Origin of the sequence: Sphingobacterium faecium, assembly GCF_003054045.1 — a bacterium.
In the GTDB taxonomy this organism is placed as follows: domain Bacteria; phylum Bacteroidota; class Bacteroidia; order Sphingobacteriales; family Sphingobacteriaceae; genus Sphingobacterium; species Sphingobacterium faecium.
Map to the genome: position 1 here is coordinate 208,663 of NZ_QBKH01000002.1, position 15,324 is coordinate 223,986.

At 41.5% G+C, this 15,324-nt stretch carries 10 protein-coding genes; 1 reads left to right on the plus strand and 9 read right to left on the minus strand.

The features are described from left to right. Positions 1-32: 32 nt before the first annotated feature. The 9 genes from C8N37_RS05365 to C8N37_RS05405 all read right to left on the minus strand — a co-directional run bounded on the left by C8N37_RS05365 (position 33) and on the right by C8N37_RS05405 (position 13,998). Positions 33-644 carry a hypothetical protein gene (locus tag C8N37_RS05365; protein WP_108157949.1) on the minus strand — a complete coding sequence of 204 codons (612 nt, stop codon included), beginning with the start codon at positions 642-644 and terminating at the stop codon, positions 33-35. A 22-nt stretch (positions 645-666) separates the two neighbouring features. Continuing rightward, a complete protein-coding gene (locus tag C8N37_RS05370; RefSeq protein WP_146171012.1) occupies positions 667-1,635 on the minus strand; it encodes a TolB family protein in 969 nt (322 codons plus the stop codon). A 238-nt stretch (positions 1,636-1,873) separates the two neighbouring features. Further along, entirely contained in the window at positions 1,874-3,406 is a 1,533-nt protein-coding gene (gene porM, locus C8N37_RS05375; protein WP_108157951.1) for a type IX secretion system motor protein PorM/GldM, read from the minus strand. A gap of 29 nt (positions 3,407-3,435) precedes the next feature. Next, on the minus strand, positions 3,436-4,248 hold the full coding sequence (porL, locus tag C8N37_RS05380) for a type IX secretion system motor protein PorL/GldL (RefSeq protein ID WP_108157952.1): 813 nt from the start codon (positions 4,246-4,248) through the stop codon (positions 3,436-3,438). Positions 4,249-4,451: 203 nt separating this feature from the next. Then, positions 4,452-6,098, minus strand: coding sequence for a gliding motility protein RemB (locus C8N37_RS05385; protein WP_108157953.1), 1,647 nt, complete (start codon positions 6,096-6,098; stop codon positions 4,452-4,454). Positions 6,099-6,725: 627 nt separating this feature from the next. Next, a complete protein-coding gene (murQ, locus tag C8N37_RS05390; RefSeq protein ID WP_108157954.1) occupies positions 6,726-7,538 on the minus strand; it encodes an N-acetylmuramic acid 6-phosphate etherase in 813 nt (270 codons plus the stop codon). Between the two features lie 122 nt (positions 7,539-7,660). Next, complete coding sequence (locus tag C8N37_RS05395; protein ID WP_108157955.1) at positions 7,661-9,415, minus strand: RagB/SusD family nutrient uptake outer membrane protein; 1,755 nt, start codon at positions 9,413-9,415, stop codon at positions 7,661-7,663. Positions 9,416-9,419: 4 nt separating this feature from the next. Continuing rightward, on the minus strand, positions 9,420-12,707 hold the full coding sequence (locus C8N37_RS05400; RefSeq protein WP_211322202.1) for a SusC/RagA family TonB-linked outer membrane protein: 3,288 nt from the start codon (positions 12,705-12,707) through the stop codon (positions 9,420-9,422). 40 nt (positions 12,708-12,747) lie between these two features. Next, complete coding sequence (locus tag C8N37_RS05405) at positions 12,748-13,998, minus strand: exo-beta-N-acetylmuramidase NamZ family protein (protein ID WP_108157957.1); 1,251 nt, start codon at positions 13,996-13,998, stop codon at positions 12,748-12,750. Positions 13,999-14,433: 435 nt separating this feature from the next. On the opposite strand from C8N37_RS05405, the gene C8N37_RS05410 reads away from it, so the two are divergent. Further along, positions 14,434-15,126 (plus strand): sugar transferase, encoded by a 693-nt coding sequence (locus C8N37_RS05410; RefSeq protein WP_108157958.1) that lies wholly within the window; start codon positions 14,434-14,436, stop codon positions 15,124-15,126. Positions 15,127-15,324: the final 198 nt, after the last annotated feature.

A 15,324-nucleotide genomic window follows, 5' to 3' on the forward strand; every position in this document is an offset into this window, starting at 1 on the left:
GGTTTTTTTGAAATTACAGATTAATCTGCAGATTAACAATCGGGAACCATTCCCATAGTTACCCCCGATGGACTCCATATCGGTACTAGCCGCATCTGACAGCCTGCGCTATGGTCGTTATTATCGATGCTGCGCCGCGTGTCAAAACTGAGTTTGAGCGACGATCCCTTTGGAAAGGGACCGTTTTCTTCTTTAAAATTGACGCGCATGACCATGTTAGCCGTTTCCTTTCTTAGGGTGCCTTGGAAGGACATCTCTTGTTGTGCATTGTTGAGTGTGCCTGTAATCTTTTCGTCTATTATACGAAAGAAAATGTTTGGATCTGTGGTGTCCATACGGTATGTGGACTGGTCGTATTTGCCCCGCACTTTGAAATTCATTTCGCCTAGATCACCAAAATCGGCCATAAATACCATTGAAACCGAGTCTGCCGTGGCTTCGATCAGTGCAACCCGACCTTCACCTTTCCAGGTGTAATCATCCGCTCCATTTTGGGAACGGATGCCTATGGCAGTGCCTTTAAAAGGTTGGCCTCCAAAGGTCTCGTTGAAAGTTTGGTCTGCATCCTGCTCACTGGTATCTTTTGTACAGCCCGTCAGCAACAGAAAAAATATCAGCAGCAGTGTTACATGTATTGTTTTCATTGGTTTGTTTTTAAGTGATAAGTTAGCGCCAGATCATTTGGCCGCCTGCTGTTTCAATCTTTTCTTTACCTTTCAAGATAACGGGTATGACACCGGGTGTGTTAGGTGCAATCGGATCCACATTATACGCTGTACCATCGTTGGGGATAATCTTTAGTGACCACATCCACCCAAAGGGTCCAGTTTGCCTATACTCCGTGCCTACAAGTAAGTATTTGCCATCGGGCGAAAACTCGGGAACGGATTCTTTAAAATTGCTGGTGGTGACTTGTTTCAGGTTTGACCCATCCATATCCATCGTGTACACATGGTTGGCAATGCGCACGGCAAGTTGGTTGCCTGCCTGATTGACTGCGACGTCGCCCCAATCATCATAATTCATCTCTTTTAGCAAAGTACCAGATGTGTAAGGCGGGGCCAAGCGTATGATATAGTTGTTGTGTATGATCAATAAGGCGTTGCCCGGCAACCATAAGCGTTGGTCATTGAAACCCAGCTCTTGTCCGTTGATATCGTGGATACGGCCGACGAACTCGCCATTTCGCTTTAGGATCGTGATACCATCTGCCTTATCGTTTGAAAGCACCACAATATGGCTGTTGTCGGGCGAGAGATATCCCTTGCAATAGCCATTTAGTCCTGGACTATGGTATACAAATTCCTCTACGATGCTGCCATTTGTGATGTCACTTAGCGTAAAGCGGATGGGGTATTTTCCCACCGTCTGCTCATTGACCACCGTGAGTTTATATCGACCATCCCTAGAGATGTCGAAGTTGTTGAGTTTGGATTTATCGGGGATAAAGGTGGATCCCACACCATCGGATAAACTCACTTTGAGTATTCCCTGGGTTGCCCAATCGTAATATATCGTACCTGTTAACGCGGATGGGTAGCCGTTGTCTCCGCCATCTGGACCGTTATTATCCTTTGAACAGGCGGTTAGTAGCATGAGATATCCTACTATGAGTAATAAATGTGTCTTTTTCATCCTTTTCAATTTATTTATGATTCGATTTTCTCTTTAAGGCATTCACGCTGCCTTCGGCGGTTTTATTCTGTGTTGATTTATGCTCTAACAAATTTAACCGCTATATGAATACCGGTCAATCCACGAAAACATGGATTTTTTAGATAGTAAAACCACATGGTCCAGGGGAGCTGATATAAAAAAAACCTTCCCCAATAAAGGAGAAGGCTTTTACGTATAAAGGTAGATTTGTTAATTTTTAGTTTGCCGTCAATGCTACCGCATTTAATTGTCTTGATGTACCATCGGGACCTACAGCGACGATATTATCAAAGATAACACGGGTACCCGGTGTGATACCGTTTAAGGCAGATGCCATGCTGGAACTTAATTGATTGCCAGATGTCGATAATACAATCGCATCAGCACGAGGTTTTGCGATAATCATCGTAAATTTGGTAACTTTAAAGTTTGCGTCAAAATCAAAATTATCCAATTTTGCAAAGATTGCATTTTGTGCTTTTAGTGCTACGGTGGCCATCGAACCACCTGTTTTGCCTGCAAATTTTGCAATAGGATCGGGGATGCGTTTGACACGGAATTCCGTCGTACTCAAGGTTTGCATTTTACCTGGTGCTACTTCCGCGGCGATCGAGATCCGTGCGGTACCTGGTGATGATACACGCGCATTGTATTTCCCGCCCGAGCCAGATAGGCTACCACCTGTCATACTCACTTTTACTTTATCTGTGGGGGTACCAGCTGCTGAAACCGATAATGGATTGTCCACACCGATATATAGGACATTCATTTTATCGGGTGATACCACTGCGGATGGACGAGCAACCTGATAGGTTTGTGTCGCTGTGCGGTATTCTTTCATCGAACCGTCTGTTTGTTTCACTTGAATCACACCTGTCCAAGAGAAAATCCCTTCTTTGCTCGTCGATACGTTGTAAACTCCCTTTCCATCGACAATCTGTAATGGAGATCCATTGACACTGATGGCAGGTTGGGATTTGGAATCTGAAGCCGTTAAAAATACTTCAGCTTGATAAGGTTGTCCTTGTACCAAGTAAGAAGTAGGAGCTACTGCAACAGCTGCAAATTTATCTAGGTTAACAACCGCTTGGTCCATTTTGCCCAAGATTAATTTGACCACATCCGATTCCGCATTTTGAGCGTCCGTTTGTATTTTGGTTAAGATCGTCATAGCGGCGGTAAGGGGTGTGCCGCTTCCAAAATTAATCTCTTCCCAAGTGCGCTTGCCATTGACAGATTTTTCAGGGTCTTTTGCTTCTAATGAAAAAGAAACACTTTTTTGTTCTTCAGGACTTAATAAGGCCAAGAGTTTTGCTCGGGTCTCATTAATTTTATCCTTAAGGACGGTTCCCTTTTTCTCATTGATCATAAGATTGGGCGATATATCTTCGTTTTCTCTTTTGACAAGATCTCCTTTTTCTGGATCAATGCCGCCACCTTGTTTGGTGAAGTCTTCTTTTAATGCATTGATATAAGTATTCAGTTCACCGATGATGGACTGTGCTTTTTTAGCTTTATCATAGATGGGTTTTGCACGAGCAGGCTCCTCTTTCAATTTGGTGCTTTCAAATGCAGAAAACAATTGCTGTACAGCCGTGTTGACATTTGAGCGTGATGTTTCGAGACTATTATTGATGTTCTTAAATGCATCCAAGATGGTATCGGGCACATTCAATGCAAGTAATGCAAGTAATACCAGATAAAGAATGCTGATCATTCTTTGTCTTGGAGTTTCTCTTCCTAATGCCATTTTTAGTGATTTAGATTATACATGGATGATTAAACACGCGGCTGGTTCATAGCACTTAACATATTGCCATAGATAGCATTTAAAGCGTTTAGGTTTTTTGCCAACTTGCCAACTTCTTCTTTGAATGCTTTAGAATCATCTAACGATTCATTGAAGTTTTGCATCGTATAATTTAAATTCTCGTAAAATTGGTTCATCGATTTTAGGTGCGAAGCAGAGTCTTGAAGTTCGCGCTCGTACATCCCGTTTAACTGCTGCAAATTGGTGGTCAATTTACTCACTTGCTCGTGGTAACTGGTCGTATCTGCAGATGAATTGGACATCTGTACCAAATTGGCCGATGCCTGCTCAAAAGCGAGACTCATGTGATCAAATTTGGATGTTGCTAATTTCAATTTTTGTGTAAAATCTTCCGTTGCTAGGGAAACATCAGAAATTTTATTGATCGCCGACATTTTTTCACTGAAATCACGTAAGCCTCTTCCTAAATTGCCGATACTTGTCTCATCAATACTGGCATCTGCAAACATTTTATCCAAGGCTACAGTTGCTGATGGACCTGAAGGGGTATGGACAGCCGTGGCACCACGTACTGGAAGTTCGCCTGTATAATTTTCATCCAATTCGGGATAGACGCGGCTCCAATCTGGTTCTGGTGCTGGAGGATTAAGACCCATTAGGAAAAATAAAAATGCTTCAACTCCCAATCCAATTCCGATCATATAGTTCGCATAGGATCCTCCAATGTGAAGGATTTTAAAAAGTACGCCGATAATAACGATACTTGCTCCCCAAGAAATGGCGACGTTCAACCATTTCGAATTGTCTTTTTTCTTACTCATAGTTTTTAATTTTTAAGCTGATTATGCGAAATTGATATTATAAAAGTAACAATTGTTGATGTCATTTGTTATGGCAATTTTCAAGCCTAAAATCCGGATCCCATAAAAAGTAGATTCTTTTTTTATATAAAAATACTCCTATCAGAAGATCTTCCATAACGATTGTTTAATTAGAAATGCTTTTATCCAATAGATATAAATGGTTAAAAATCTCCGTATAAAGACTTCAAGCTTGACCGAAGACCGATATTCAACACCCCTGACTTATGCGTGACCGGCGTATCATATTGGATCTTTTGATAACGCTGTGTATAGCCGACTTCAAAACGGAGGTTATATTTAGGATTGAGCACATAGGCTGCTTTTGCATCTGCATATACAACCTGACTTCCTATACCTTGGCCAATGTGGTTTCCATAACGCTCTGGAAATGTTCGATAAGACTGAAAAATATTACCACCCATATTCGTGCCATCTGCAGGGTCTAAACCTTTTTCATTGTAATTGAGCTGTGCTGAAAAGTCAAACCGTTTCCACGAGTAATTCGCAATTCCTACTATTTCTCTAAAATTTGCACCTAAGGGATGTGCTAAAGGTTCTGCATGATTACTATAATTGGATCCTGTGCTAAAATGCGCATACGTATAAGGTCTAACCGTATTGTATTCGACTAAAAAGTTTAAATTTTTTACCGCAAATAGATCATATCCTCGTACCCCGAGCTGAACGCCCCATTTATTGTGAATGTACCCATTGTTTGCAAAAAATTCTTTTGCTGTAAATTCTCCAAGTAGAAATTGTCCATAAGCGCTTATATTATGAAGTATTTTATATTTGGTATTTAAGCCCAGAAACATTTTGTCGGGAGAATCTGAATTATTGGATTCAACAGGACGTAAGAACATCACCGGATTGATGTAGGTGAAATCAAAACCTCGGGTTCCTGCGGCATCACGGTTAGCCCAAGTTATGGCTTGGAAAAAACCAATGGATAAGCGATTGGTTGCATTGTAATCGATGTATTGGAAGACGCCCCACTTTTTACCATCACCATACCGATTGGTTGCAAATAGCTCTTCTGGACGTCTATGGGTGGGATCGTTCATATATGCCCATACAGAAGTATATTGCACATTGCCGATGGTACCACTTAATTTTAAATGGGTGTAATTTGCCGAAAAATCGGAAAGTAATAAGGAACGATATCCGTCACCAATAAAGTTTTTATCGTATGCAGCAGTAGCCTGAAAATGCTTGCTAAAAGCATAGGTTAGACTTGCAGTGGTGTTCCACCAGTCTTTTTTATTTCCAGAACGATCATCAAAGGATCCCTGTCCTGTAACAACTTTACTTTCATTGATATAGTCGTCTAAATATTGTGGGAATACCGCTTGATTTTTCGTTAAATTGGTATAGAACGTTAATTTTTTTCCATAGGTAGCTCCAGCTTGAAATCCAAGGGAATTCATCCAAGTGCGACGTTTATCGCCTAAGCGGTCTTTACCTATGGTGATATCGGGTAAAAAGTCGGCGTAAATGCTATAATCTTCCCGATCGACCTGGATCAGGTGCTCATTAAAAAGCTTGCGCAACAACAAGTTGTCTGATGAAATAGGTTGATTGGACTGTAAGGAATCGAAGGTAACGAGCAATTCATCAGTAAAAAGGTAGGGCTTGGACGATGTATGCAATCTGGTATGTGGTGAATACAGCACAGGATTCATTTTCTGGGAAAATGAATAGGAATAGGGCTGATTCTTTACTTGTGCCTGTACATCATGCTGACTGAATAGGGTTTGTCCGATTAGACCAGCTAATGCGATATATTTTAAAGGACAGTTTTGTTTCATGAGCGTTGAAAAACGAGGAATAACAAATTTTATACCACGACTACAATATAAAGCTTTTAATATCCGTTAAGGTTTTTTTAATTTTAGAAAGTTTGGGGATTGGTAAGTTCATAACGGAGCTTTAAACTCCTTATTTTGATTTTTATTGAGCCATTCGCGCCTATGCACTGTTCATGGCAAAACACGATTTGCAGATATGAAGATTTTTAAAGGCTTATTTTTATGGACACTGTGCTAAGGAACTGTATGATATACATGGACGAGTTGTTAAGATGAGGAACTAGGACCGGAGATGATCGATGTTGCACAGATGCAGTAGCGTATCATAGGTTCAGAAGATGTGAATATCAACTCGATCCTCTATTCCGACCGGAACTAAACAGAAATATGGACTGTAAATTTTGGTTCATCCTGGACCAGCGAGCGAGTCATCAACAACGAAGAGCAAACCAGCATCCTGGTAAAGGCCGATGGACTATCGGATGAATCGATGTTAAAAGCCCAAATGATCAAAGATGACACAGTGCTCAAAGAGAGCTCCGTGTCTGGTAAAAATTTGTCTATTCAGCTGGTATTGAAATACTGGTCAGAAGTGTAGATCAGTTTGATGGATCTCATTTGTATCAGCTACAGCTGCTTTTTGATGTGCGCAATAGCTTCGCGAACATTTCCAAATCGGTTGATATATAAAGTGGCGTCTGCTTCGCTTGCTCCGGTTTCCTCCATCACAATACGGACGCCACGGCCTACAAGTTTATGATTAGAGAGCTGCATATCGACCATTTTATTGCCTTTGATTCGTCCCAGTTGGATCATGACCGCAGTACTAATCATATTCAAGACGAGTTTTTGAGCTGTCCCTGCTTTCATCCTTGTTGAACCAGTAATAAATTCTGGACCGACAACAACTTCTATCGGGTATTGCGCTACTTCAGCAATTGCAGAATGGCTATTGCAAACCAGACAACCTGTTATACAACCGTGCGCATTTGCTGCTTTCAGTCCCCCGATCACATAAGGTGTGGAACCAGAAGCTGCAATGCCAATAACGGTATCATGCGATCGGATCCCGTATTCCTGCAGATCCTTCCATGCCTGCTCCAGATCATCTTCTGCAAATTCAACAGCTTTTCGAATGGCACCATCACCCCCGGCAATAATACCAATAATCCAATCATGGGGTACCCCAAACGTCGGTGGACACTCGGAAGCATCCAAGATTCCTAAACGACCACTTGTGCCTGCTCCAATATAAAAAATTCTTCCTCCTTTCTTCATGGAAGCCACAGCGACAGTGACTAGTTTTTCAATCGCAGGGATAACCAATTCAACCGCGTCGGCAACTATCTTATCTTCATTGTTGATATGGGACAAAATCTCTCTTGTTGACATGCTATCTATTCCTTGATAATTGGACTCACTTTCTGTTACTACGACCATATGCTTAAAATTCATATCAAATTATTCTTTTGCTTTCCTTTAAAATTTGCTTTTCAGCACTGAAAAATGTCCTCCATATGCAACGTTTAGATATGGAGGACTTATTTTTTAATAGAGATGTTTTACCATCCCGGGTTTTGAGCCAGTTCGACTCCCTTACTTTTATAAAGTGAAATTTGATCGATCGGGATCGGATCTAAATAATATTTATCGACAACCAGTCTTTTATTGACGCTGGATGGAATGATATAGCCTTCCTGACTGCCATCAATGGCAATTCCGTTTAACAGTGCTGGTGAGTAGTTAGCCTTCACAATATAAGCTCCCCTGTTGATCGTCGGATTTTTATCGGTATCGGCATATTCCAATTTCTTCCAACGACGCAGGTCATTTAGTCTCAACCCTTCGAAGATCAGTTCAGAACGACGTTCCCTCCTAACTTCCCAAAGGAGGCTGGGCACAGTAGCATCGCGTGCGGGATCATCATAGACAACACCATTGACCGCAGGTTGCAAACCCATAACTTGCAACTTAGGAAGGCCAACGCCATTTCTGTTGCGCAGCATATTGATTGATCTGTCTAAAGCAGCTTGATCAAGAGCACCCAGCTCTGCAGCTGCCTCTGCATAGTTCATCAACACTTCTCCGTAACGAATAATGGGTGCATCGGTCATATTTAATTGACCACTTCCAACCGGTAGATTCTTGAGACTTTCATTTAAAAATTTTTGAACCGAATAACCGGAAAAAGCATAATTGGATAAGGTATTCAACATTCTCAGTTGCGGTACAACTGTTTGAACTAAACGACCGTCTCGGTTTGCCAACGCATCTGAAACAGATTTATCGCCTTTATAAAGTGGTGATAACCGAATCGGAAGTCCATCGGACAAGAGGTAGTTGTCGATTGCATTTTTTGAGATCCCTGCCTGCGGCTCCAGATTATTATAGGACATTAAACTATGCTGCAAAACGCCTTCCGCATATTCTTTGAACAGAATAATTTCGCTATTGCCCTTTAGGGTTTCAGAACTAAATAAATTGCGGTAGTTATTGGAAATGGAATATGCGCCGCTATTGATGATTTCTTCAGCAGCCCATTTGGCAGCTTCTAAATATTCTTTTGACTTGGCTTCATTTTTATTGTGGTATTTTAACCAGGTTCCTTCAAAAAGAAAAACGCGTGACATATAAGCTAAAACCACATACTTGGTAACGGACTGTTGTGCAGGGCCATCGCTTTTACGTACATGCTGTGCTGCAAATTTAAAATCTTCGAGTACTTTATCCATGACAAAAACTCGGGAATCACGAGGTCTGTAAAGTTCGGGATCGTCCTCTGTCAGCACACGGTCAACATAAGGAATATCTCCAAAAGCATTGACAAAGTTAGCATATTCAAGACCTCGGAAAAAGCGTCCAATGCCCAACCAATGGTTTTGAACTTCTTCTGCTAGCTGTGCTTTGGGCACACTTGCTATAAAGTGATTTGCCTTACGGATACGTGAATAATAAGAAGAAACGCCTGTCGGTGTTTGATTGGTCGGTAAAGCTGGAGACCAACCGCCACCTGATGTTGGGATATTTTGAACAAATTCGGTGATGACATTTTCATTGGGGCTTAACGGAGCAGAATCATCATTGATAAATTGTCCAGAAAAATAAGAACCCCAGGTGAACCCTTGCCCATAACCTTTGAAATACGAATTGTAAAAACCAAAGGTATAGGTGCGGATATTATTTTCTGAGGACCAGAATGCTGGATCTGTCAGCTGATCCAAGGGATCTTTCTTTAAAAAGTCGTCGCCTAAAAATTCTTTAGAGCAGGAGGAAAAGGATAATAATCCTGCTACTGCGATATATTTAAATAGTTTCATTTCTCTAAAAAGTTAGTTGAAGCCCAAGTGAAAAAGTTCTACGATAAGGGTAAGAGCGACCAAATGAATTGGCATCTTTAATTCCTTCTTCGGTATAATCCGTTTCTGGATCGATCGGTATATTTAAGTTATCAAATTCCAGTAAATTCTCGCCGGAGAAGAATACCCTAAATTTGGAGATCTTGGCCCTTTCTGTAAAAGATGTGGGCAAGGTGTAACCCAAAGAAAGGTTTTTTAATCGCAAATAGGACATATCCAATAGATATCTTGTCTGTGGCATATGATTCATGGTCGTATTGCTCTGATTCTGATTGGTTGGCCTGTAGTAGAAGGCATTGGTGTTTTCTGGTGACCAGTAATCCATTTGGTGTTCGTACCACGCTTCTGCAGGTCGCCATCCTGGAACGGCAAAATCGCCACCAACCCAATTGTGACGCTGCCCTACGCCTTGGAAAAAGATCCCTAAATCAAAGCCTTTAAAATCAAAATCCGCGCGGAAGCCATATTGATAGCGTGGGTTTGAATTTCCAATAATCCTTCTGTCCCCCGGATTTTCTACCGTACCGTCACCGATACCGATCACGCCATCGCCATTCAGGTCTTTATATTTGACATCTCCAGGTCCATATTTAAAGGTTGTCGTTTCGTAATAAGATTGCGAAGGAATTCCTGGCTTCAGCGTATAGGTGCCATTACTGTTTGCAATAAAATCATCCGCCTGAAATATCCGATCGGTTTCATATCCCCAGATCTCGCCAATCATCTTTCCGTTATAGTTGGAAGAAGTACCATTCACATTGACTTGTGCCTGTCCATCAAATTTTGTAATCGATTCTTTGTAATCGGATAGTTGACCAGACAACCGCATCGTTAAACCATTGCTAAAACTTTGGTTGAACGCGAGTTCTAATTCCCAACCATTGGTCTGCATTTCACCGAAATTGCGCAGCGGTGATGGTGCTCCAAAGCCAGATGGTAAAATCACGCCGCCGGTGATCAGGTCTGAAATGGTTCTCCGATACCGATTATAGGTTAAGTTCAATTTGTTCTGAAAGAAGGCGAGGTCAACCCCAATTTCTTTGGTCGTCACGGTTTCCCAGGTCAAGTCCTTCGATACAATCGATGGTGTGGTCATCGTCGTTTGGTTAACACCACCCACGACCCAGTTGGTCGGAGCCTGGCTTAAAGTAGAAAGATACAGCCCCGTTGGTACCGTTTGGTTCCCTACACTTCCCCAAGAAGCACGTACCTTGAAGAAATCTAGATAGGGTTTGGACCAATCCATAAACTCTTCTTTCGAAAGCACATAACCGGCAGATACTGCAGGGAAAAATCCCCAGACATTATCTTGATTAAAACGAGATGAACCATCATAACGCGCTAATGCTTCGAAAAGATACTTATCTTGATAGCTGTAGTTGACACGTCCGAAAAATCCTAAGGTAGACCAATGTGACGCTTCCGAGCTCGTGGTCATATCGCCATTGGCAAGGCCGAGTTGGGGATAATTTTGATCAAGAAGTCCCAACCGTTGTCCCCATACATTGTCCGATTGAAAGAGTTCAGCATTGGCACCGGCCATCACTTTGAAGTTATGCTGGTCGAAGCTCTTGTCGTATGTCGCATAGATGTTGGCGACATGCCTATCGGTCATCGTACGTTCTTTTCGTGCCCGATTATAAGCAGCTCCGGTATAGGTGATGTATTCAAAGTTATTTTTATTCCAAAAATCCCATCCCGTTACCGTACCGCCATTTTCATTAAATTTGTTGATAAATTGAGAATAGGTATAATCAGCATCGACTGTCAACCCAGGTAATATCTTGGCTTGTGCACCAAAGGTGTAACGCCCCATGTTGAATTTGCGCTCATTCATATTTGCTTGTTGCACATCGGTAATCGCGTTACGCATCGGCAATCCATCGATCGTCCCATAAGGAAAGTTTCGAGGCCAGCGGTAGAGGTAGAAGATCGGTTCATACACATTGCCATTAAACGAAAAAGGCTTACTCACATCTGAGGATGAAAACAAAATTTTGGTATAACCTGTCAACCAGTTTGTGATATCGGCATTGATACCTAAGTTAAAGTTATAGCGGTTGTATTTATCTGGATTATCTTTTAAGATCCCCGTTTGGGACATTAAACCAAATCCGGCATTATAATTTATTTTGTCAGACCCGCCATTGATACTCAGGTTATGGTTCTGTTGAGGGGTATATTTTTTCATAAACATGTCCTCTGCATCCCACTCCCGATGGAAATATAGGTAACCGTCCTTAACTTCATAATCTCGGCCCTCGACCATGTCGAGTCCCAGATCTTGTCCACCGTATAAGCTTTGCCATTCTTCCATCTTTTTGATGGCATAATCATCATATCGTGTTCCGAGATTAACATATCCGGTCAAGGAAGGGTTTGTTCGTTGCATGGCGAGCAATCCCGCTCTTGCGCCTGCTGCTCCTCCTGCAATAACCGGTGTTGAGGTGAGGGTTTGAAGGGCGAAATTATTGGAATAATTAATGGAGGTTTTGGTGTTTCTCTTTCCAGACTTGGTTTTGATCAACACGACTCCCCAAGCAGCTCTGGATCCATAGATGGCCGCAGAAGCATCTTTAATGACCGACATACTTTCGATATCCGTGGGATTGATCATAGATAAACTGGTCACTTCAACACCGTCAACCAGGATGAGCGGAGATGCTCCGCCTTGGGTTTGCAACGATCCACTGACACCACGAAGCCGAATTTTAGGGTCACCCCCTAGATCTCCACTTGCGGTGGATACGGATAGACCAGCTACAGCTCCTTGTAGGGCGCGACCCACATCAGTGACTGGACGGGTTTCAAATGTCTTCTTGGTATCTACGGTAGATACGGCTCCAGTTACATTGGAGCGCTTCTGTGTACCATAACCTACCACTACGACTTCTTCCATGTTGGTCGCATCGGATATTAACATGACCTGGACCGTGGAGGAACTCGCACTGATCTCTTGCGTCGCATAGCCAATGCTGCTGAAGCGTAAGGTAGCACCTGTCGAAGCGGTGATGGTAAATTTCCCTTTGGTATCTGTCTGTGTGGATATGGAAGACCCAACGACCGTAACCGTAACGCCCTCCAGCGGACCTGATGAATCTGATACTGTTCCTTGTATCGTGTTCTGCAAGGTCTCATGAACGAGATGAGCCCATGCTGGCTTTGGCGTAAATAGATTACTCTTCGAGCGGCTGTGCCCCTGAGCTTGCATAATTACTCCTAAAGCAGTAGAAAAAAGTAGTATTCTTCTCATACAATTTTTTGTTAATTGACGTTTATGGAAAATAGAAGGTTTATTCAGTATCTGGATACAGCAGGTATTTCTGACGCATTTGTTTATATTGATCCAGGTCTTTTTGCCAAGACGCTTTAATTTCTTTTTCAGAAAGACCAGCAATAATCTGCTTTCTCAGCACATCGGTTCCCGCCAGTTTATCAAAAAACTCTGCTCTGGAAAAAAATTTACTTTTATCGGGCATTTTATTGTAGAAATCCAGCACGTATTTTAGAGTGAAGGTTTGCTTGTCGGGATCTAAACCTCGTAAGTCCAATCCATAATGCAGTTCTCCTTTTCCAGCGACATGTTTGGCCATACCTGATTTTTCCCCTGGTGTAAACTGGAAACTACCGAATACTGGATCGGGATAGCCAATGACTTGAAAAGGCCAATCGGTACCTCGGCCCTCGGAAATACTCGTTCCCTCGAATAAACACAAGGAACCATATAACCGCACAGACAGATGATTGGGCAATGAGGGAGAAGGGATGACCGGTAATTTATAAACCAGCGCATGATGGTAATTTTTTAAAGGAATAACCGTTAGGTTGCATTGTCTTCCTTCTTCTAACCATTTTTCGCCGTTGATCATTTGAGCCATTTCACCCATGGTGAGTCCATGCATAATAGCAACTTTGTGAAAGGAAATATCGGCTTTAAATTGATCATCATGACGTACAGGACCATCGATCTGATCTCCACATGGATTTGGCCGATCTAAAACAATAAGCTCTTTATTGTGCTTGGCACATAATTCCATCAGATGATGTAAGGAAGCCATATAAGTATAAAACCGGGCTCCGACATCTTGGATATCAAAAATCATGACATCGATCGACTGTATAATGGAATCCTGTTTTTCATTACCGCCATATAGCGTATATAAAGGTAATCCAGTTTTTTTATCCATTTCATTACTGACTTTTTCGCCCCGTTCGATTTCACCGCGAAAGCCATGTTCTGGAGCAAATGCAAAACGGAGATCTACTTTTTCCCGCTGTAGGACATCTGCCAGATGTTCCAGATGGGCAGTCGTTACTGTGGTTTGATTGCCCATAAGGCCCACTTTCTTATCTTTTAAGAGTGGTAAATAGGCTTCCAACTGGTCGGCACCAAGCTGGAGCAGACGGGAAGATTGATTGGAGTCTTGTTGAACGGCATGCGAAGATGTTTTGCTCGAAGACTGACACGATACACATACGAATATTGTCGCTAGAGCGATAATATGACACACGTATATAACCAAGGGATGAGGTTTACATTTCATGTTTAATATTGATTAGTTACACTAAAATTAAAAAAATAATGCGGAATTATGCATATTTAATTTTAAAGTATGCGTAAAAGTGTTGTTTTTGCATCTAAATTTTCGTTTAAATAGCATCACTCTTGCAAATACGTAACAATTTTCGAAAAGATAAATAAGCTATAAATATCATTAACAGCCGTTTAAATTGCAGTCATGTAAGTTTAATGCGTTAAAATCACAGCTTATTTTACATCATTGTAATAATTTAGTTGCAATTAATTTTTAGTATTTTTGTTCTTGACCACGCGGCCTCAGCACTATTTTTATCGCTTAATTATTAATTTTTGGATATTCTTTAGTATTTTGTAAATAATTTAATTGATGCTCTTAAACCTGTATGCTATGACCTTATAGTCACTTTTGGAACAATGAATATAAACCGATAAATTAACGATGAAGGAGCCCTACGTGAACGCTTACGACTATGTTCTGCCGGTATATAAGCGCTTTTTTGATCTCATCATGGCGATCTTTTTACTGATCATCACCTGGCCCATATGGATGGTGATCGCTATGCTCATACGGGTCGAAACGAAGGGACAAGTCATCTATCAAACAAAACGTGTAGGTGCTGGACGTAAAATTTTTACGCTTTATAAGTTTAGAACGATGTGCGTCGGAGCGGACCAGATTGTAGGAGATATGGCCCATTTGAACGTCTATTATCAAGATGAATCGACTGCTAAAGCTTTGATTTTTAATAAATTTGAACCTGATTTCAGAGTGACTAAAATGGGTAACTTTTTGAGAATCTCTCACCTAGATGAATTGCCGCAACTGGTCAATGTCATTAAAGGGGAGATGTCTATTGTAGGCAATAGGCCTTTGGAATGCTATGAAGCAGAAAAATTAATCAATAGGAATGAAACCTTGCGTTTTGATGCACCCTCCGGTATGACGGGTTTGTGGCAGGTGCAACAGTACTGCAATAAGAGGTTAATGGAGCACGAACGCATAGCGCTCGACAATCAATATGCCGTAGAGCAATCCTTTGGATTGGATATTTTAATTCTTATGAAAACAATTCCCGTCTTATTTATCTGGTCTAAATTTTCCCATAACGACCAGCGAGAGGTGAATAATTAACGCCTGAATATCTATTTTCTTCTAGTCATATCAGCAGGTTGCTGATCAGCTGTGTTTTTTTTATCAGATGCTATATTTCTTGCTTCTTGCTATTGTTTTGTAACGTAAAATTCATATTTTTATACAACAACCAATTCGTTGTCCAGTAGCTAATTGTATACGCAATAAGGTGATGGGCTTTGTAGAAAAGACTTAATC

Bases quoted from the DNA above. Each gene is read 5' to 3' on its own strand.
- C8N37_RS05365 (WP_108157949.1), bottom strand. From the start codon at position 644: ATGAAAACAATACATGTAACACTGCTGCTGATATTTTTTCTGTTGCTG.
- C8N37_RS05370 (WP_146171012.1), bottom strand. From the start codon at position 1,635: ATGAAAAAGACACATTTATTACTCATAGTAGGATATCTCATGCTACTA.
- porM (WP_108157951.1), bottom strand. From the start codon at position 3,406: ATGGCATTAGGAAGAGAAACTCCAAGACAAAGAATGATCAGCATTCTT.
- porL (WP_108157952.1), bottom strand. From the start codon at position 4,248: ATGAGTAAGAAAAAAGACAATTCGAAATGGTTGAACGTCGCCATTTCT.
- C8N37_RS05385 (WP_108157953.1), bottom strand. From the start codon at position 6,098: ATGAAACAAAACTGTCCTTTAAAATATATCGCATTAGCTGGTCTAATC.
- murQ (WP_108157954.1), bottom strand. From the start codon at position 7,538: ATGGTCGTAGTAACAGAAAGTGAGTCCAATTATCAAGGAATAGATAGC.
- C8N37_RS05395 (WP_108157955.1), bottom strand. From the start codon at position 9,415: ATGAAACTATTTAAATATATCGCAGTAGCAGGATTATTATCCTTTTCC.
- C8N37_RS05400 (WP_211322202.1), bottom strand. From the start codon at position 12,707: ATGAGAAGAATACTACTTTTTTCTACTGCTTTAGGAGTAATTATGCAA.
- C8N37_RS05405 (WP_108157957.1), bottom strand. From the start codon at position 13,998: ATGAAATGTAAACCTCATCCCTTGGTTATATACGTGTGTCATATTATC.
- C8N37_RS05410 (WP_108157958.1), top strand. From the start codon at position 14,434: ATGAAGGAGCCCTACGTGAACGCTTACGACTATGTTCTGCCGGTATAT.